General features: G+C 35.9%; 14 protein-coding genes. 5 read left to right on the top strand and 9 right to left on the bottom strand.

The genetic code is table 11. From position 1 onward, the window contains the following. Positions 1–268: 268 nt before the first annotated feature. Positions 269–1,372, bottom strand: a complete 1,104-nt coding sequence (locus tag BZG02_RS17035; protein WP_101262957.1) for a lipid II:glycine glycyltransferase FemX — start codon at positions 1,370–1,372, stop codon at positions 269–271. A 334-nt stretch (positions 1,373–1,706) separates the two neighbouring features. Here BZG02_RS17035 and BZG02_RS17030 point away from each other — a divergent pair, with 334 nt between their 5' ends. Beyond that, a complete protein-coding gene (locus BZG02_RS17030) occupies positions 1,707–2,450 on the top strand; it encodes a slipin family protein (RefSeq protein WP_101262956.1) in 744 nt (247 codons plus the stop codon). A 56-nt stretch (positions 2,451–2,506) separates the two neighbouring features. On the opposite strand, the gene BZG02_RS17025 is transcribed toward BZG02_RS17030, so the two are convergent. Further along, the gene (locus tag BZG02_RS17025) at positions 2,507–4,354 is read right to left on the bottom strand and encodes a glycoside hydrolase family 13 protein (protein WP_101262955.1); all 1,848 of its coding nucleotides are present in this window, start codon (positions 4,352–4,354) and stop codon (positions 2,507–2,509) included. A 7-nt stretch (positions 4,355–4,361) separates the two neighbouring features. Then, complete coding sequence (locus tag BZG02_RS17020) at positions 4,362–5,288, bottom strand: alpha/beta hydrolase (RefSeq protein WP_101262954.1); 927 nt, start codon at positions 5,286–5,288, stop codon at positions 4,362–4,364. Between the two features lie 344 nt (positions 5,289–5,632). Between BZG02_RS17020 and BZG02_RS17015 the strand changes: the two genes are divergently transcribed. From BZG02_RS17015 to BZG02_RS17000, 4 genes are all read left to right on the top strand, one after another. Further along, positions 5,633–6,727 carry a sensor histidine kinase gene (locus tag BZG02_RS17015; protein WP_101262953.1) on the top strand — a complete coding sequence of 365 codons (1,095 nt, stop codon included), beginning with the start codon at positions 5,633–5,635 and terminating at the stop codon, positions 6,725–6,727. Next, positions 6,724–7,449 carry a LytR/AlgR family response regulator transcription factor gene (locus BZG02_RS17010; protein WP_101262952.1) on the top strand — a complete coding sequence of 242 codons (726 nt, stop codon included), beginning with the start codon at positions 6,724–6,726 and terminating at the stop codon, positions 7,447–7,449. Before BZG02_RS17015 ends, BZG02_RS17010 begins: the two co-directional genes overlap by 4 nt. A 237-nt stretch (positions 7,450–7,686) precedes the next feature. After that, positions 7,687–8,073 (top strand): pyridoxamine 5'-phosphate oxidase family protein, encoded by a 387-nt coding sequence (locus BZG02_RS17005; RefSeq protein WP_101262951.1) that lies wholly within the window; start codon positions 7,687–7,689, stop codon positions 8,071–8,073. A gap of 464 nt (positions 8,074–8,537) precedes the next feature. After that, positions 8,538–10,646, top strand: coding sequence for a tetratricopeptide repeat-containing sensor histidine kinase (locus tag BZG02_RS17000; RefSeq protein ID WP_101262950.1), 2,109 nt, complete (start codon positions 8,538–8,540; stop codon positions 10,644–10,646). 332 nt (positions 10,647–10,978) lie between these two features. Here BZG02_RS17000 and BZG02_RS16995 read toward each other — a convergent pair whose 3' ends face one another. From BZG02_RS16995 to pgmB, 6 genes are all read right to left on the bottom strand, one after another. Continuing rightward, positions 10,979–12,355, bottom strand: coding sequence for an alpha-amylase family glycosyl hydrolase (locus tag BZG02_RS16995; protein WP_101262949.1), 1,377 nt, complete (start codon positions 12,353–12,355; stop codon positions 10,979–10,981). Between the two features lie 48 nt (positions 12,356–12,403). After that, positions 12,404–14,056 carry an alpha-amylase family glycosyl hydrolase gene (locus BZG02_RS16990; RefSeq protein ID WP_101262948.1) on the bottom strand — a complete coding sequence of 551 codons (1,653 nt, stop codon included), beginning with the start codon at positions 14,054–14,056 and terminating at the stop codon, positions 12,404–12,406. Between the two features lie 109 nt (positions 14,057–14,165). Then, positions 14,166–16,568: a glycoside hydrolase family 31 protein gene (locus tag BZG02_RS16985; protein WP_101262947.1), complete on the bottom strand. Its 2,403-nt coding sequence runs from the start codon at positions 16,566–16,568 to the stop codon at positions 14,166–14,168. Between the two features lie 39 nt (positions 16,569–16,607). Next, positions 16,608–18,461, bottom strand: coding sequence for a glycoside hydrolase family 13 protein (locus tag BZG02_RS16980; RefSeq protein WP_101262946.1), 1,854 nt, complete (start codon positions 18,459–18,461; stop codon positions 16,608–16,610). Positions 18,462–18,535: 74 nt separating this feature from the next. Beyond that, positions 18,536–20,848 carry a glycoside hydrolase family 65 protein gene (locus BZG02_RS16975; protein WP_101262945.1) on the bottom strand — a complete coding sequence of 771 codons (2,313 nt, stop codon included), beginning with the start codon at positions 20,846–20,848 and terminating at the stop codon, positions 18,536–18,538. A 36-nt stretch (positions 20,849–20,884) separates the two neighbouring features. Beyond that, positions 20,885–21,532 carry a beta-phosphoglucomutase gene (pgmB, locus tag BZG02_RS16970; protein ID WP_101262944.1) on the bottom strand — a complete coding sequence of 216 codons (648 nt, stop codon included), beginning with the start codon at positions 21,530–21,532 and terminating at the stop codon, positions 20,885–20,887. Positions 21,533–21,535: the final 3 nt, after the last annotated feature.

Below are 21,535 nucleotides of genomic sequence, written 5' to 3'. Positions count from 1 at the left end.
TTCTATTGCAACTTTTGCTTTAAATGTTGAGCTAAATTTACGACGTGTTCTTTTCATTTTTTCCATGAGTTTAATTTACATTATTTTTCAATTAAGCTCCTGGTCTAATTTTCTTAGGGTATTATAGTGTTAATCTTATTCTTTCCACTTTACCCATTCAATTTATAATTAATTAGCTGTTAAGTGCACATTCATATCCTAAAACATAGAAATAGATCGCAGCCCAATTTGTACAGCTATCCTTTTCGGCATTAGAAGCTTTCTTGCTCTATTTTTTCACCTCTTGAATTCGATACAAATTATAAAGTTGCTTATTATATGGATAATCCCAACATCCCATTCTATGATAAAGATTTCCACCAAATCCTTTCTTAAAAATATGCACGCCATGTAAAGGATGAGCTTGATTCAAATTAGGAGCCGAACCAAACATATCATATTCTAAACACCCCCACTCTTTTGCCAGGCGTATGGATTCCCATTGCAAAGAATAGCTTGCCATCAGATTATCTTTACCTGATGTGGATGCCCCATATAAATAAGTTCCTCGTTTTTTTGATAAAACTAAAAACATGGAAGAAAGAAAACTACCACCATAATCAGCCATTAACATTTTTACACTTACTCCTTTTTTACTATTGTCCTGATTTCTCAAAATAGTAGCAAAATACTCTTGATTTTGAGCTGGTATATTGTGCCGATATGATGTTTCAAGATATAATTTATACCATTCTCCGATATGGTCGATTCCATATTCACGCACTCTTATTCCTTTCCTATTCGCTTTTCTAATGTTATATCTTGTATTGTATCTCATATTATAGAGAATATCCTCTTCTTTTAAAGATAAATCAAGAAAAAAGGTGTTTTTTGGCAAATGATCCTCTATGCTTTTATGCAGATTCCAATTAATCGTATTAAAGTTTATCCTATATTCCTGAGTTTTATCTGGAGGTGGTCCAATCCAATTTCCAGAATTATCAAAATACTCCTCTTCAATAGCCCACTGATTTTCCCAAATCAGATCGTAACGAATAAAAATGCAGCTAGATGGAAGATGTGGTCTTATAGACTCCGATAATTGTTCTAAAAATAATCCTTGGTTTTCAAATGTAGGTTCTAATTTAGGTCCGTAGGGAATATATGCAAAACAATTAGTAGCATCTACATACTTAATTAAAACTAGTAAATCCTCGTTTAATTTTTCGGTAGAATTAGCGGCACAAAACAATAAATCTTTTGATATTGTCAACTCAAATCCCTTGGGTATAAATCCTTGATTTTTTTTTACCCGCGCCCAAAAAGGAGTTTGAGGCAAAATATTTGTGGTCTTAAACTCTTCAATAGATTTCTTCTCTAAATTACAAATCATTCTTTTTTTGTTGCAAAATTAAATAATCAAATACTTAATATGAAAATTTAGACCAATTTTTACCAGTAAAATAGAGGCATTACTGTCGTGATAAAGTAGTAACTCTTTCAAATAACAATCCTGCAAAAGAAGAAAACATTCTTAACTCAACACCTGCAAATTATAAACCTGAAGGCACAAAAATCTAATTTTGCCACTGCCAACAGATTTTCGTAAATTGAAGTAAGACACTCGTATGCAAAGGATAAAAACTCTCCTTCTTATTCTTTTAGTTCTCCCTCAAACCAATACAAATTGCGATTATCAATTTTAACCACAGCTAAAACCATACCCTATGAATTTCTTCTTAGTAAGCAGTGTTGCCATTCTATTTTTCCTGTTGGCGGGAATCCGCATTATTTTCGAGTACAAAAGAGCTTTAAAATTCCGATTTGGAAAGTACGTTAAAATATTACAACCCGGCTTCCGATGGATTATTCCCATTATCGAAACCATAAGTATTGTGGATATTCGGGTAATCACCATCAATATCGACTCGCAGGAAGTAATGACCGAAGACAATGTGCCATGTAGTATCGATGGCGTTGTATTTTTTCAAATCAACGATCCCGAAAAGGCGATTTTAGAAGTAGAAGAATATAGTTTTGCCATTACTCAGTTGGCACAAGCCGCTTTGCGCGATGTGTGTGGTAAGGTAGAATTGGATACGATTCTATCGAAACGCGAAGAAATGGGAAAAAATATCAAGTCTATTGTAGAAAAAGAAACCGAAGTTTGGGGAATTGTAATTATCGATGTAAAAATTAAAGACATTCAATTGCCCGAAAATATGCGCCGAATGATGGCCAACCAAGCCGAAGCAGAACGCTCCCGTAGAGCGCGAATTATTCTGGCTACTGCAGAAGAACAAGCGGCTGCAAGTTTGCTTGCCGCTGGTAAACTAATCGACAAATCGCCATCGGCCATTAAATTACGACTCTACCAAACGCTTGCCAATATTGCTTCGGAAAAGAATTCGACCATTCTATTCCCATTCCCCGAAGAGGTATTACCACGAAAACCAAAAGAGGATAATTAAAAAATAAAAGCCCTGAAATAAAATTCCAGGGCTTTCTAACTAATTCCAATTTACGCTTACTTTATCTCCAAAATTATTGCCGATCGGGCCGGAACTTCTATGCCTAAATTCAGTTGAACAATTTTGTCTGAGATAATATCTTTAGCAACAGTATGATTACCTAGCATTTCGTAATATCTCTTGGCATCTAATTGTACCAATTCGGTATTCTTGTTTAAAATCACCATTACTTTTTCGGTATCCGAATATCGGAAAAAGCTATACACACCATTATCTGGTGCATAATGCATTAATTTACCCGAATGAATTACCTCTTTCTTCTTTCTCCAGTTCAGTATGGTTTTACAAAAATCTTGTGCATCTTTCTCTTGCTCACTTAAGCCTTCGCCAGTAAAAGCATTTACTTGATCGCCTTCCCAACCACCAGGAAAATCGGTACGTAACAAACCATGATCACTGCCTGCATCACTTTTCGCCAGAATCTCTGTTCCATAATAAATTTGAGGAATTCCACGCATCGTTAGCACATAGGTCATGGCCATTTTATAAAGGTCATAATCACGATCTAACTGATCGAAAATACGAGCCATATCATGATTATCGGGAAAAATTACCAAGTTATTCGGATCTGGATACAATACGTCGTTTACTAATAATTCGTACAAACGAATTAAGCCTGTTCCCCAGGTATCCTCTTGTGTTAATGCTTCCACCAAAGTCTGTTGCATTGGAAAATCCATTAAGCTTGGTAAATTTGAATCGTATCCATCCATATTCTGCTTGCCTTTTTGCCAGTACGAAACAATGTTAGGATTGGTACTCCATTCTTCCCCAACAATATTCAAATTCGGATATTCAGCTAAGAGTCTTACGTCCCACTCGCTTAAAAAATCAGCATCAGAATATGGGAAAGTATCCACACGAATTCCATAAAGATTTGCGTACTCAACCCACCAAATAGCATTCTGAATTAGGTAAGTTGCCATAAACGGATTGCGTTGATTCAAATCTGGCATCGACTTTACAAACCATCCATCAGTAAAATCCTTTAAATCCTCTTTTGATGCATATTGATCCTGAACAGTTGTTCTTTTGTGAGAAGTACGTACAAACTCTCCACCAAAATTAATCCAATCTTTCGATGGTAGGTCTTTCATCCACCAATGTTCTGAACCACAATGGTTCAGAATTACATCCATAATAATACCAACTCCTTTCTCTTGTGCCAATTTCGATAAGTTCAGATATTCTTCATTGCTTCCGAATCGCTCATCAATTTTATAATAATCGGTAGTAGCATAACCATGATAAGATGTGGTTTGATTATTCTCCAACAAAGGATTCACCCAAATAGCTGTAAATCCCATATCAGCAATGTAATCCACATGGTCAATCATCCCTTGAATATCACCACCGTGTCGTCCCGATTTGTCCTCTCGATTCAATCCTTCGCTTAATCCTTCAACATGATCATTGTCGGTATTTCCATTGGCAAAACGATCTGGCGTAATCAAATACATAACATCTTTGGGAGTGAAACTTTTGCGTTCGGCGGCTCCTTTTCTTCTTTCCTTTAGCTCATAATTGTACTTTACTACCGTTTTCTTTCCTTTCTTAAACAAGATATCAAAACTCCCGGCTGTAAGCTCAGTGCTCAGCTTTAAATCAACAAACAGATAGTTTGGATTCTCTACTCGGTTCACCTTTTCAATGCTTACTCCAGGATAATTAATTTCAGCTTCTAGCTCAGCTATATTCTCTCCATGAACCAACAATTGAAGATTAGGATTCTTCATTCCTACCCACCAAAAAGCAGGTTCCAGATGATCAATTTTTTGCTTTGCAAACACAGATACATTACCGAATAAAAGTGCTGTGAATACAACTAGTAATAATCGTTTCATATGTTTATTATTTTATGTTTTTTCCTAGTATAAATTCCAATGGAATATTTAATCTTTTGTTCCATGCTTTTTCGCTGTGATTCTCACCTGGAAAAAACGCGGTCATCCAATTGGTTTCATCGTATCCTTTTGCAGTCATTACCGCATCTACTTTTTCTTGAATGGCAGGATACAAAGCATCCAAAGTTTGATCGCCACAATCGAAATAGATTTTATGCCCATTCGCTTTAGGTAAATTTTCACTCAAATAACTAATAAATGCATTCGGCACGGGATTGTTATCCAATGTAAATGTTCCAGGCCAATGCGTTGAAAGACAAACGGCACCACCAAAAACTTTTGGATACTCGCAAATAGCATACATGGATATCAATCCGCCCATACTACTTCCCATTATAAACGTATTCTCTCTCTTGGTATAAACCGAATACTTTTTATCGATGAACGGTTTCAATTCTTTTACAATAAATTGAAGGTAATTGTCAGATACAGGTTTAAAAATCTCATTTGTCCTACTCGATCTTTGCAATTGTGCATTCACCGTATCCTTTTCGGTTTGCGATAAAGCTTCAAACGGTTTTTGAGGAAAATAATCGATATGCCTGGTTTGTCCCCCATTCCAGATACCAACCACAATAAAATTCTTTAGTTTATTGGCTTTTAATAAATCTGTGGCAACATTATCGATATCCCAAGCTTGTTTATTCCATGATTTTTCAGGATCATACAACATTTGTCCGTCGTGCATGTACAAAACAGAATATTTTTGAGTATCTGAATAGTCTTCGGGCAACCAAACATCAACATTTCTTGCCGTAACATAGTTCGATTGAAAATCCGGGTAGTTATCAATAGTACCAATCACATTTCCTTTATTTTGTGAATTGGCTATAAAACCAACAAATAACAATGCAATTATTCCTAATTCTCTCATATCTATAATTAATTTACAATTAAGGACTTCCGTCCAACTACAAACAATATTATAAACTATTCAGATAAACTAATAATTTTAAGGCTTACAAGTATCCTTTACAATCCGTTGTTGGTCGCTGAAAGATGGTAATTCGTACGAATGGTATTGCTACCCCCTTTCAAACCCCTCTATTTCCTATTTAAGTTCTGATAATCTAGATAATATTGCAAGTACAATGATGGATATTTATGGAGTATCAGTGATTCCTGTAGGCGTATTTTGTCCTTGAAAAACAGTAATCCATCCTTTCGGCAAGTATAAAAGCTCCTATTATTTGCAAAATGCTCTAAAATCCCTTACATATGTATATTGCGAATTTTACGTACCAACAAATGCAAATCATCACACCAGAAAACAATTGGATTTCGAAAATGGTGAACAACAGACTTGTTCAGCATCTTACTTATTGGATCTTTTTTGTACTTTTCTTTGCCTACGCATGGGGAACTTATGATGCTGATTACCTTAAAACCATTAAGGTTGAATTGATAAACCTTCCTGTAAAAATATTTTTGGTTTATATTGTAATATACTACTTGTATCCGCACTTTTTATATCGAAGAAAAATTTGGCAATTTCTTTTTTCCTTTCTGATAACAATTGGAATTACAGCCATTTTGCAACGCATCACCGATAATCTTATTATTGTTGATTTCTTTTTCTCAAATTGGCAAAAGGAGCCAACATTCTCGATCACTCAACTAGTTAGAGGAGCAGTTAATTTAGGTGCTGTACTTGCCTTACCTATGACAGTTAAGCTGATGGAATATTTGGCTAAGATTCAACAAAATGAACAACTACTGCAAAGAGAAAAGTTGGAAGCTGAATTGATCTTTTTAAAAAATCAGGTGCAACCACATTTCCTTTTCAACACTTTGAATAGTTTGTATTCACTTATTTTAAAAAAATCAGATCAATCCTTAGATGTAATTCTAAAATTATCGGATTTATTACGATACATGCTTTACGAAACCACTTCTACTCAAGTAGATCTCTCGAAAGAAATTGCTTGCATAAAAAGCTATTTGGACTTGGAAAAAATTCGCTATGGCAATCGAATAGATTTGAGCGTAAACATTTGGGGAGATATCAATACCAATCGGATTGCTCCTATGATTATTTTACCATTTATAGAGAATGCTTTTAAACACAGCACCAAAGGTTTTGATGGACAAGCCTGGATTACCATAGAAATTGGCATTAAAAATCAGAATTTGGTTCTTAAAATTGAAAATAGTGTACCTGATGCAAGTTCTGATCAGGATTCAATTGTAGGAGGCATTGGTTTGCAAAACGTAAAAAGGAGACTATCTTTAATCTACCCTGAAAGTCATGATCTAAAAATTGAAATGACTGAGGAATCGTATAACGTGCATTTAACTTTGAACTTGCAATGAATATAAAGTGTTTAATTGTTGATGATGAAAATTTAGCTCAAGATGTGATTGAAGAATATATCAATCGGATTGATTATTTGCAACTGGAAGGAAAATGCGGAAGTGCTGTTGAAGCATTGTCTATTCTCAATACAAAACAGATTGATTTGTTATTTCTGGACATTCAAATGCCAGGCTTAACAGGAATTCAATTACTACGCAATATCTCTAACCCACCTTCGGTAATTTTTACTACCGCCTATTCGGAATATGCTTTGGAAAGTTACGATTTAGAGGCTCTGGATTATTTAATTAAACCCATTCCTTTCGAACGCTTTATTAAAGCTGTCAACCGATATTTCCAACTTAAAAAACATGATTTTCAAATCACAGAAAAAAAGGAGCCAGTTACAACCGATCAACCATTCATTTTTGTAAAATCCGATAAGAAAATGGTTAAGGTTTTTTTACACGAGATTCTCTACATCGAAAGCCAAAGAAACTATGTATCCATTTATCTGGAAAATAACAAAGAAATTGTTACCCTAAATACCATTAGCAATATCCAAGAGAAACTACCCGAAAGCAACTTCTTAAGAGTTCATCGATCGTTCATTATTGCAATCAATAAAATTGAAACTTACTCTTCCAGTATCATTGGAATTAACAGCAAGCAAATACCAATCGGCAGAAACTACAAATCGATAGTAATGGATGTTTTGGATCGCAATGCGATAAATTAAGGATAAGGCCAGCTTGTCTGAAACCAAATCGAGAGGTTAAAACTCAAGTTCCAAGTTAAAAAAATAATCAAAATCCCAAGCTTGTTGCTAGTAGCTGTTCGCTGCAATATTGGTATAATATTTATGTGGAAACAAGCTATAAATGATATAATTTGCAGCTTAGCGACATTCCTGTTACATTTGTTTTGAGAAATATCTCATAATGAGCTTTCTTTTTTAATTCTAATTTCAATTCAAATGAGCAATAAAATTACAATTCCTCAGACTATTCAAGAGGCATGGAATGATCGCAAAGGCCCTATCGTATTTTCAACAGTTTCAGAAGATGCCGTTCCAAATTCAATCTATGCAACTTGTGTATCCATTTTCGAAGAAAACAGCATTATTGTAGCCAATAATTTTTTTAATAAAACGATGAAAAACATTACTTCTGGAAGTAAAGGAGTTATTCTTTTCATCACAAATGAAGATAAAGCCTTTCAAGTAAAAGGCCATATTGAATATGTTACAGAAGGCAAGGCTTTCGATGACATGAAAAAATGGAATCCAGAACGTTTACCTGGTCATGGTGCAGCTATTCTTGTTGTTGAAGAGATTTTTTCAGGAGCTGAAAAACTAGTTTAGTTCAGCAATCAATTTTTAAGCAAAAACGCCTCCTTTCTTAAAATGAAAGAGGCGTTTTTTGATTTCAACCTTAGCTCATCACACGTTCTAAAAACAAGCCCCTCCTTCTTTAAATAATCCAATTCGAAGAGAAAATTCCACAATTCGTTGATCATTTTTCCGGATGATCTACTTCTTCCCTTTCTTTAAATTATCAATAAAGAACAATCCATTTTTTTTACGATGATGAAAAACTTTAGAATCACTAAGAAATTGATTTGTCGCTTGTTTATTTTTCCTAAACGAATAGCTTTTCTCTGCTACCGCACGATTTTATCGTATATGTATGTGCACTTTATAAAACTGTACGTGATACAATTTCGTACTAACAAAAAAACATCAACTTACAGTAAAAATATATCAGTAATTCTCTAATGAATAGATAAATACCTACATTTACAGCCCCTTAAAAAAACTGAAAACTTATGCGATACATTTATCTCACTCTACTTTTCTCTTTTCAAAGTATAATTTTGTTTGGACAAACAAATACAACCGACAGTCTATTGTTGCGTTTAAATAAAGAAAAAAATGATACCACCAAAATAAATTTACTAATCGATTTAGGGCAACAACTTCAGCCCACCAACATCGATTCTGCGTTAACCTATTACGAAAAAGCCCTCCACTTATCTATAAACAAGAATATTAATAAATACACAGCATATTGCTATGGTTCTATGGCCGATGTCTATTTTTTTCAAAGTGAATACAATAAATCTATTAGTGCATATGAAAACTCTCTAAAAATCTATGAAAAACTTAAGGACGAATACGGAATTTGTTCAGCTTGGTCGAATATGGGAGTTATTTATTGGGAGAAAGGAAATCTTAAAAAATGTAACGAATGTTATTTACAAGCTTTGTCTATTGCCGAAAATAGACAAGACACAATAACATCCACTAAAATAAAAATTAACATTGCCTTAGTTTTTAGTGAACTTGGAGATCAAGAAAATGCGTTAAAATATCATTTGGAAAGCTTGCACGAGCTTGAAAAAATAAACGATATTGATGGTATATTGGCTTCTTTACAGAATATCGGTTGTGCAAAACAAGATCAACACAAGTATGACGAAGCTATTACTTACTTTGATAGAGCTTTGACTCTTGCCTTGCAAGAAAACGATCTTTACTTAATAGCAATGTCTTATGGAAATTTAGCTTCGGCATATGACGATAAAGAAGATTTAATTTTGGCTCAAAAATACAACAAAAAAAGCATTGAATATTATAGTAAAGTAGGAAACGACAAGGGTATTGCCAGGAGCAATATTTACATGGCAAGTATATCCCTTAAACTTAAACAGTTTAAAAAATCGGAACAATATAGTCTGGAAGCTTTAAAAACTGCCAAAAACTTAGGTATTTTAGATATAGAAAAAAGCGCATATGAATCATTAGTAAACACGTATGCTCAAATGAAAGACTTTTCGAAGGCATATCATTACCAAAATAAAGTTTTACAGCTAAAGGATAGTATTTATACAATAGAAAAATCGCAACAGATACGTGAGTTGCAAGCCAAATTTGAATCGGAAAAGAAAGAAAAAGAGAATGAATTGCTAAAGATTGAAAACCAACTTAAAACGACTAAGATTGAAAAACAACAAAGTCGCACTTATATCTTGTACATTTCGATTCTATTCTTAGTCTTTCTTTTTGCTTTGATTTATAAAAGTCTTCGAACAAATAAGAAAGCTCATGCTACGCTCGAAGAGAAAAATAAACTTATTACAAAGCAACAAACTGAATTATCGGTAGCATTTGATCTACTCACAGAAAAAAACGAGAAATTAGAAAATCAGAAAACGAAAATACAAGAACAAGCTAAAGTATTGACTGAAGCAGTAGCCTCAAAAGATAAATTCTTTTCGATAATTGCACACGATCTAAGAAATCCTTTTAATGTAATACTTGGATTTTGTGATCTACTAATGGGGAATTACGATATTATAAGTAACGAAGATAGGAAAGAGTATATTGCAACAATTAATAGCTCGGCCATTACTACCCATAAGTTGCTGGAAAATTTATTAACCTGGGCGAACTCACAAAGAAACAGAATTAAAATTGTTCATGTAAAAATGGAGTTAAAGTCCTTGGTTGATGAAGCTATTCTTCCATATATTCCAAATGCATCCACGAAGAAAATTTCGGTCCAAAATAATATTCCGAAAGACTGGTTTATTACTGCTGATAAGTATACACTAACTACAGTATTCGGTAATTTATTTAGTAATGCTATAAAATTCACCAATGAAGGAGGCTCCGTAAGTCTGAATGCTATATCGAGTAACAAATTCTACGAAATTCAAATTATAGATTCAGGAGTAGGCATGTCAAATGAAGCAGTAAATTCCCTTTTCGATATCGCTAAAAATAATTCCACCCTTGGAACAAACGATGAGCAAGGCACGGGACTAGGCTTAATTCTTTGCAAAGAATTTGTAGAAAAAAATAAGGGGGAAATAAAAGTACATAGTGTGAAAAACGAGGGAACCACTTTTACAGTAAAGCTTCCTAAAGAATAGAATTCTGCTTTTAGATTGATCTGACCAAGCATCAAATTCTCAGACTTAAACCTGTAACTAATTATAATATTAGCTTTATTTCTTCTTATGTAGGTGCTTATAAAAATGCTGATCTATTATTAATCGCTTTACTGTTCGAGTGCATATTTGACAGAATAAAACGCCCTCTTTTTTCACTATCTTATTGACTTTCTGGATCACACGCTTGTGCAAATAAAAACACATCAAAAGAGAAGTTGAAAAAGTCCCCCTTTTCATCAATTGAAATTTTAAAGAAAAAGGCTTGGTTAATAGGCGTAAAAACCCCTATCCACCAAGCCTTCTATTTTATGTTACTTTACGTAAACTCTATATTCCCAAGCTTGCAAAGACATTTTCTCTTCTGCAGTAAACTTGGCCTCTTCATTACTAAGGTAATCCTTGTAGTCGCCTGCTAATGCTTCCGACGAAAGTGTAAATTCCTGAGCTTCTGCAGTCAAATTTAATACCACCACTAGCTTATCGCCTTCTGCTTCGCGAGTAAATGCATAAATAGCTTCGCTTTTATCCGAAGGAATTCGAACAATTCCTCCTCCTTTTACACCATTTTGCAATGCTTTATTGTTGCTTTTTAGGCTGATTAATTGCTTGTAAAAAGGCTCCAATGTTTTGTTGCTCCAATCAATTGTATCTTTCTCGAAGAATTTCAATCGCTTGTCCATTCCTGCTTCCTGTCCGCTATAAATTAAAGGCATTCCGGGCATGGTAAAAGTTAATACTGCAAACGCATTACCACCTTCTCCCATTCTTTCCTTTACGGTACCGTTCCATGAGTTTTCGTCGTGGTTGGTAATAAAGTTCATAAGATAGGAGTCAGCAGGAAAAATCGTATCTATTTTAGCAAAGAAAGCCTCCACATCGTCTGCATTTTTTTCACCTTTTGCAATATCGTTCATGATGTGGTGAAAATCCCATCCGTAACCCATATCAAAGGCATTTTCCAATAATTCATGTCCGCCATCTTCGGCCAACATAAACACTGGTTTGATAGCGTCTAGATCTTTGCGAGCTTTTTCCCAGAAATCGGTAGGAACCATTCCTGCTACATCGCAACGGAATCCGTCAACATCAGCATTCTCAATCCAATATTTTAAAGAACCGATCATGAACTCGCGCATGTCGTTGTTTTCGTAATTCAAGTCTGCGGTATCCGACCAGTCGGTACCTTCAGGAATAACAACCTCACCAGCTTCATTTCGTGTGTAATATTCAGGATGCTCATTAATTAGGAAATTATCCCAACCAGTGTGATTGGCAACCCAATCTAAAATAACGTGCATGCCCATTTCGTGAGCTTTATTTACCATGTTTTTCAAATCATCCATAGTTCCAAATTCTGGATTTACAGCACGATAATCCGCCACAGCGTAATAACTACCCATGCTTCCCTTACGGTTCTTTTCAGAGATAGGAAAAACTGGCATCACCCAAAGAATATCAACACCCATTTCCTTTAAGCGAGGCATGTGTTCCACAAAAGCATTAATAGTCCCCTCTGGTGTATACTGACGAATGTTTACTTCATAAATATTCGCATTGCGTGTCCATGCCAATGGTTTTTCAATTTTCACTTCTTCAGCAACAGCTTTATTTGCCGTTTTGCTCTGACAAGAAACCAGCATTCCTGCTAGGATAGCCAAACTCAAAAGAACCTGATTCATTTTTTTCATTTCTATAATTTTTAGATCTAAGATATTAGATATGAGATTTTAGATTATTTACAAAACTTCCAATAGTACTACATCAAATTCCGTATCGATACTTACTTTTCCATTCTTCACTTTTGCCGTCTCTCCAGAATAAGCATCTCGTAATTTGGTTCCATTCTCCAAGCCTTCAATGGTCAAATCCTTTTTTCCAATTGGTAAATCCAATCCCACAAAAACCTGATCGTGCAATTCTGCATTGCTGTAAATTCGGCTGAACACATAAGGTGTTTCCGAAATCATTTTATGCACGCCTGCACCTACTGCCGGATGATCTCTTCTGAATTTACCAAGCTTCTGCCAATGAGCCAATACAGCTTGCGTATGCGTATCGGTTGCTATCTTTTCCCAATTCATAAAGGAACGCAAAGTAGCATCGCCAACCGTTCCCTCAATCACTAATGATCGTGCAGATTCGTCGCCATAATACACCTGCGAAGTTCCTGGACACAACAATAATTTATTTGCAGACTCAATGCTTTTTTCTCGTTTCTGATCGAAAGGTGAACCATCATCATGCGATGTTAGGTAGTTTAAAATGCCATAACCTTTTAAGTCACCATTTAATATCTCCGAATATTTCGAAAACAATTCTTCGTAATTCGATAACGAATTGTACTTAAATTCAAAGTTGATTAAATCAGTAAATCCATTGGCATAATAGTTCACCTGCTTATCGCCAAAACTGTAAGCAAATTTATTACTGATATTGTATCCATACACTTCCGCTACCGAATAAAATTCGTTGTTATCCATCACTTTTTCAGGATTTTTTTCTTTCCAAAGCTGAAATGCATATTCACATTCGGTGCGAAAATCGCCCCAAACCGTTTCTTCGGTGTGCTTTACTGTATCGGAACGATAGCCATCAATTCCAAACTCGATGATGTAATCGCACAACCATTTAATTAGATGGTATTTTGGTGTGCGAGGATATCCTGTACGGGCAAAGAATTCGTCCAACTCTTTCATTTCCTGCTCATACCTGCCTTCATTTTTCCATTTTTCGGCTAAGCTTGCTGGAATTGTAACTTCCTGATTACTTTCCGTTTTAATATCTGGCAAATTATCTGTAAGCGTGCACTCAGTAGTCGTTTCAAAGTTCTGATAAGTGCAGGTTGGTCCGGTTCTTACCCACTCTGTTTCCCAAGCTGGGTCGGTTTCCGTAGCTGGTCCGGTATGATTGAGTACTGCATCCATTACAATTCGAATTCCATTAGCATGAGCAGTCTCAACCAATTCGGCCAAATCTTCCATGCTTCCAAAGTTCGGATCTAAAGCGGTCCAGTCTTTGGCCCAATAACCATGAAAACCATAGGTATTTCCTGTGCCTTCATCAACCGATCCGTGAATTTGTTCGGTAACCGGAGTAAACCAAATGGCATTAATTCCCAAAGCATTAAAGTATCCCTCTTTTATTTTTTGAGTAATTCCCTGAATATCGCCACCTTCAAAACCTCTCAGCTTCCCAGTTGGCAATTCGCGTTCAAAGTTCACATCGTTGTTAGTGTTTCCATTATTAAATCGGTCGGTCAACAAGAAGTACAAGTTAGCTCCTTCCCACACAAACGGCTTATCTGCATCTGCAATTTGCTTTTCGGGTGTGGCACATGCCGATAGCAAAAAAAGCACCACTACAAATATGCTATATCCTATTTTTTTCATTGTTTTTCGATTTTATTTAGACGCTGATTTTATAGGTTTGTTAATGATTAAAACAGATTAAATTGAAATGATTACAACACTTTATCTACTCTTAATCCTCCTATAAAACCTATCGTAATTTAATTGTTATTGATTGATTTCCTTCTGCTCCAACTTTAGCTTTAAAGCGGATTGTATTTTCTTCCTTATTCCAGGTAAACTCAATTTTTTTCTTTCTCAAGTACAGCTTTTTCGGCTCTTTATTGATATTGTGAATTACCCAATTAATTTCTTTTTTCACAGAATTGTAATTGCCTCCTATTTCAGTTGCGACATCCAACTTCAATTTCTTATTGCTAGCTTCCGAATTAAAATTCAATATTTCATACTTTCCCTTTTCAAAGGCATCAGGAGTAGCTCCATCATCGTTATACAAATGTGCTTTACTAGTTGTAATCGACTTATCGTGATAGTAATGTAAGTCGATATATTCCGATGAATAAGTTGTTGTGTTTTGCATTCCATTTATCATTGGAACAAAAGAACCAGCACGCACAAAAACAGGAATATGATCTTCTTCAGTTTTTATTGCATAAGTTTTGCCTCCTTCATATCTCTTTTCCGATACAAAATCGAACCAAACTGAATTAGCTGGCATGTATACTTCTTTCTCTTTTAAACCTGCATCAGTTATAGTCGATACTAAAAATGCATCTCCCCATAGGTAAGTATCCGAAACTGATAGTAATTCTTTGTTGTTTTGCTCTTCGAAAAACAATGGACGCATCAGTGGCAATCCAGTCTGATTGTTATCGAAAGCAAGCGTATAATTATAAGGCATTAACCGATATCTTAATTGAATTGATTTCTTTGCCAAAGCTTTTGTTTTCGGCTCGCGAAATACGGGTTCCGAAGCAACAGCTTCCTGAGCATGCGGGCGGAATATCGGTTGAAAAACACCATATTGCAACCAGCGGGTGTACAATTCATCATCTAAATTATCGCCTGCAAAACCTCCCAAATCGGAGTGCATGTAAGGAATTCCCTGCAATCCCATTTGTAATGATATTTCGGTTTGTGGCTTTAAACCATCCCACGAACGACTCACATCTCCTGTCCAAGGCACCATGCCATATCGTTGCGAGCCAACAGCTCCCGCTCTCATTAAAATAAACGGACGTTGCTTCGAGAAGTCTTTCTGATAACCATCGTGTACTAATTTTGCCCAATAATGACCGTAAATGTTGTGAACCTCATCGGCCGATCCGTTAACATGCTTCAAATCTGACGGATGAACTTCTGGCTCTCCCAAATCGCCCCACCAACCGGCAACTCCTTTGTTGGCCAATCCTTTGTAAATATCCCAAAACCATTCAACGGCTTTCGGCTTAAACACGTCCACCAATCCGGTGTTACCGAAATAAAAATCGTATGTGTACGGATTACCAATAGAGTCCGTTCCCAAAACCTCTTCGTTCACTGCCTCATCCCATCGTTTTGATGTAGTTAAAATAAATGGTTCCGTAACCAGAATTGTTTTTACTCCTTTGGCATTAAAATCGGCAATCATTTTTTCAGGATTTGGAAATGAATCACGATAGAAAGCTAAATTTCCCATCTCCCCTTTCATCTCTTTTCCAAACCAATACAGGTCCAAAATAATCGCATCTACAGGAATAGAATCTTTCAGAAACTGATCAATCGTTTCTTCGGCTTCCCTTTGCGAGTGATATCCAAATCGGCTCGAAAAATTACCAAAACTCCAACGTGGCAACATTGGCTGACGACCCGTTAAGTTGGTAAATTCATAGGTGAAATCTTCCCAAGTATCCGTGGCAACGACCTGATATACTTTTCTTCCGCTTATACTCTCGTAACGAAGTGTGTTTGTTTTTTCACTATCTAAATCCAAATATCCAATAGGAGCATTATCGAAATGAACCGCATATATTTTCGAAGAAATCACCAAAGGCATGGTGTAATTCATCAATTCGGAATGCGTTCCATAGCCATAGTGAGCTCGATTGTATAATTGTAGTCTATTTCCTCTTCTGTTCATGCCCAAAACACGTGCACCACCACCAAATAAAACTTCCTCTTTTTCAATCGAGAAATCGATATTTTCGGTGCTGTCGGTTTTAATGTATCCCTCTTTTTCGGAAAGCAATTCTTTGCCTTTATAGCTATAGCTGATATCAAAAGGAGATTTTGAAATTGTTACGTTAATTCCCTTCGATTGAAACACTAAATTGTTCCCTTTCTCAAGCAGTTTCGCGCTTGGGAATTCTGGTTTTAAAACTACAGCATGCGATACTCCTTTGTTAGTCTCCCCTTTCGGGATGAAAGCCGTTTCTACAATATTTTCATTGTAAAACTGAATCTCATACTTCCCATCGTTCACAACAATTACCAATTGATTGCCATTGGCCTTAAACGATTGATAAACCCGCTGACTGTTTTGTGCAAATGCAGAAAAAGACGCAAGAGCAACAAGCAGTACAAACGAAAACTTTAAAACAATTCTTTTACACATATTCCGAGCTTCCTATTTTAAGTGATCACCCGATCACGCCTATTTTAATTCTAATATAATTGATGTGTTTGGCGCTAAAGAAATACTTCCTTTCGACAAATCGAATTCTTCATCACTCATTACCTCTATTCCAGAAGTAAAAGCTCCTAAACTCTCTGAAAACCTATTCAAATCTAGTTTTTGAGCCTTTTCATTCTTGTTAATCACCACCATTACTGTTTTTTCTGCATTGCTTCTAAAATAAACGTAAGCATCATTTTCAGGCACGTAATGCATCAATTTTCCTGTATGAATTACCGGATTTTCTTTTCTCCAGTTCAATAATTTCTTTAAGTAATCGAAAGCTTCATTTTCTTTCCATGTTCGACCTTCGGCAGTAAATGCATTTTTGGCATCGCTTTCCCATCCTCCCGGAAAATCAACACGCATTTTGCCATCGCCATCGCTTTTTTTGCCTTCCAGTAAAATTTCTGTTCCTGAGTATATCTGGGGAATCCCTCTGGTTGTTAAAAGGAAAGTCATCAGGTGTTTCAATTTATTAATATCACCTTCCAACATCGACATCAAATAACCTGTATCGTGATTTTCGGCGAAAATAAACAAGTTGTCGGTGTGTGGATACAAATAATCAAAGGCTAGAGAATTGTACAAGCGAATTAATCCTGTATTCCAACCTTCATTTTCATTAAATGCTTGTGTCATAGCTTCGAACAAAGAAAAATCCATTACACATGGTAAATTCGAATTGTATCCATCATGATTTACAGCATCTTTTTGCCAGTAAGCAATCTCTGCAGGCGAACTTAACCAAGTTTCTCCAACAATATTTAGGTTTGGATACTCCTCCATAATTGTACCTGAATAAACTGCCATGGCATCTTTATCGTTGTAAGGATAAGTATCAACTCTAATTCCTCCTAAATCAGCATATTCTATCCACCAAATGGTATTCTGAATAAAATAATTGATTACTAATTCGTTCTTCTGATTTAAATCAGGCATGCTGTTATCAAACCAGCCATTAAAATTCTTTTCGTAATCTACTTTAGAAACATATGGATCGTTCGTAGTACTCTTACGATGATTTGAATTGGTATATTCCGGAAAAACATGCACCCAATCGCTTGCAGGTAAGTCATTCATCCACCAATGAGCCGAAGCACAATGGTTGGTCACCACATCCATGATCAATTTAATTCCGCGTTTTTTCGCTTCCGCAGATAAGCGTGCATAATCCTCGTTACTTCCGAAACGGGCATCAATCTTATAATAGTCTGAAATTGCATAAGAATGGTAGGATGTTCTTGGCTGATTATCCTCCATTAATGGTGTATTCCAAAGCGCTGTAACTCCAAGTTCCTGCAAATAATCCAAGTGATTAATAATTCCCTGAATATCACCACCATGGCGACCGTCAGGATTTTCACGATCTAATTTATCCTTCATTCCATCCACCGAATCGTTGGTTGGGTCTCCATTTGAAAATCGATCTGGCATAATTAAATACACCACATCCGATGCATCGTAACCTTTCCGATTAGCCGAATCTTCCTTTCTAGCTTTTAATTCGTACGAGTAGCTTGCTTTCTTTTTGCCATTTTCCGAAAAAATAAGATCGAAGCCTCCTGCTTTAGCGCCCTTATCAATCTTCAGATTTACAAATAGATAGTTAGGTTTATCGGTGGTAACAATTCCCTCAATCTTAACTCCTTCGTAATTCACAGCAACATCATATTTCGAAATATTTTCTCCATGAACCAACAGTTGTAAATTTGGATTCGTCATATCCACCCACCAAAACATCGGCTCTACTCTTTCAATTTTCACCTTGTTTGCAAACGAGGAAAAACTAAAAAAAGAAACCATCAGTAAAGAAATCAAAAAAACTCTCATGCCATCAAAATTAAGTCTATATACAAAATCAGGATAAGAGGAATCCCCTTATCCTGAGCTATTCTTGTATTAAATTAGGCGCGCTCGATAACCAAGCTACTATTCTTTTCAATTACGTATTCATCATCAATCAGGAATAAAGAAATGTCTTCCCCTTCTTCATTAATTACTCCCACTTCATCAGCCGAAACTCTTACATTTAAAAGATTACCTCTAAATCGTACCTTAAATGAATAAGACTTCCACTCTTTAGGAATTAATGGCTTAAATATCAATTGTCCGTTAGAGACTCTCATTCCGCCAAAACCTTCAACAATCGACATCCATGTTCCAGCCATACTAGTAATGTGCAGGCCTTCGTGAACCTCTTTGTTATAATCATCTATATCCAAACGAGAAGTTCTTAAATAGAGATCATAAGCTCCTTCAATATCACCAATTCTAGAAGCTAGAATAGAGTGAATACAAGGAGAAAGAGAAGACTCATGAAGCGTTCTAGGCTCGTAGAAATCGTAATTCTTCTTTATTGTTGCATCATCAAATTGATCTTCGAACAAATAAATTCCCTGCAAAACATCAGCTTGCTTAATAAAACACGATCGCAAGATTCGATCCCATGACCAATGCTGATTGATAGGACGTACTTTCGGATCTAAATCAACCGCCAGAATTTGTTCCTTATCCATATAACCATCCTGTTGCAAGAATACACCTGTTTCCTCATCAATCGGATAGTACATATTATCAATAATATCGTTCCATTTTGCAGTCTCTTTTACAAAATCGAATTTCAGATTTGCCATAATCTCAGCAAAACGACCAGAATTAGTCTTTTTCACATGAGCCATGGCCTCCTGAGTATATTTTAGACACCAATTGGCAATAGTACTTGTGTACCAGTTGTTATTGATATTATTTTCGTACTCGTTAGGACCAGTTACCCCAAGCATTACATATTTCTTCTTTGCTTCAGAGTAATTCACCCGCTGACTCCAGAATCGTGAAATACCAATTAATACATCCAAACCATATTCTTCCAAATATTTTTTGTCATCGGTGTGACGGATGTAATTGTAAATAGCAAATGCAATGGCTCCATTACGGTGAATTTCTTCGAAGGTAATCTCCCACTCATTGTGACACTCCTCCCCATTCATGGTTACCATAGGATACAAGGCTGCACCATCGGTAAACCCTAATTTTGCAGCATTCTCAATTGCTTTTTGCAATTGCTTATGTCTGTAAATTAACAAATTACGAGTAACCTCAGGTTTTGATGTACTAAGGTAGAAGGGAACACAATATGCTTCTGTATCCCAATAAGTACTTCCTCCATACTTTTCACCAGTAAAACCTTTGGGTCCGATATTCAATCTTTGATCCTCACCAGTATAAGTCTGATTTAATTGAAAGATATTGAAACGAATGGCTTGCTGTGCTGCAACATCCCCTTCAATGGTAATATCACTATGTGCCCATTTACTTGCCCAAGCGGCAACATGTTCTTTTAAAAGTGAATCATAACCTTTTGCATAAGCTTTTGCAGTAACACTTTGTGCATTGGCTTGAATCTCGGTTTTGTTATGATTTAAAGAACTCAGAACACCAGCATATTTATAAATAGTAAGCTCCTCCCCTTTTCGAACTTCAAATTCGACAGTATTGGCTACATATTTAGCTTCTTCTGTAACAGAAGGAGTCATTTCCAGTTTCTGTCCATCTTTGTATACGTCATATTTCATTCCTATACAAACATGAAAATCTAACTTTTTAGTTTTAGCCGTAATTAAACCTTCTCCCTTGTCGGATTTACAAGACAAAACATCCCAAAACTTCTCGTCGTAGTTCGAATCTTCATTCGCTACGTCAGCATCTAAGTAGGGATGGAAACTAATCTTTCCATCGAAATTTAAAGTCTTTACAGAATAGCGAATTGCACCAACTTCGGAACTTACAATACTTAAAAAACGTTTTGCATCTACCTTAATTTGGTTTCCGTTTGGCATTTCGGCAATAAATGAACGAAGCAAAATGCCTTCCTGCATATTTAATGTGCGAACGAAATCACTTACCTTACAACTAGCAAGATCAAGCATTTCGCCATTCACTTTCACATCAATTCCAATCCAGTTTGGCGCATTTAATACCTTGGCAAAATACTCCGGATATCCGTTTTTCCACCAACCAACTCTGGTTTTATCAGGATAATAAACACCAGCAATGTAGGTTCCTTGTAATGTTTTGCCCGAATAATGTTCTTCAAACATGGCTCTTTGTCCCATGTTGCCATTTCCAAGACTAAATATACTTTCAGATGCACGGTGATTTTCAGGCTTGAACCCTTCTTCTATAATACACCACTCATCATGTTTTAAATATTCATTCATGTTGATTTCCTTTAAAAAATAATCTTACTACTGGTCTTAAAAGTTCAATTGAGTCATGGTGAACCCAACAAAACCCGGGACTACCAAATTTGCTTTACCCAATACATCCGGAGAACCAATTCCTACACACTTCATTTTGCCGTTAATTGCGGCTTCTACTCCTGCCTCTGCATCTTCAAACACAATACATTCCGACGGAGCAACCTTAAGCAATTCTGCTCCTTTCAAAAAAACTTCCGGATCAGGCTTTGCATTACTCACGTGCGTTCCATCAACCACCACATCGAAATAATTGGTAAGCTCTAATTGATTCAAGATTGTCATCGCATTTTTACTTGCAGATCCCAAAGCAATCTTCACTCCATTAGATTTAAGTTCATTCATAAATTCTTTCACACCAGGAAGAATTTCATCAGGAGTCATTTTTAATATGTACTCCAAATAGTTTTTGTTTTTCTTATCGGCCAATTCCAGTTTAGTTTCCTGAGCAAGTTCAACTCCACCAATCGACAGAAGAATATCCAAAGAAGTCATGCGACTTACACCTTTCAATCTCTCGTTATCTTCCTCTGTGAAGTCGAAACCCAACTCATTTGCTATACTTTTCCATGCGATGTAATGATACTTCGCCGTATCCACCACTACTCCATCTAAATCAAAAATACATGCACTTATCTTTTCCATCAG

The sequence above is a fragment of the Labilibaculum filiforme genome (assembly GCF_002843315.1).
Taxonomy (GTDB): domain Bacteria; phylum Bacteroidota; class Bacteroidia; order Bacteroidales; family Marinifilaceae; genus Labilibaculum; species Labilibaculum filiforme.
Note: the sequence above shows the minus strand (reverse complement) of the source record. Positions and strands in the feature narration are given on the sequence as shown.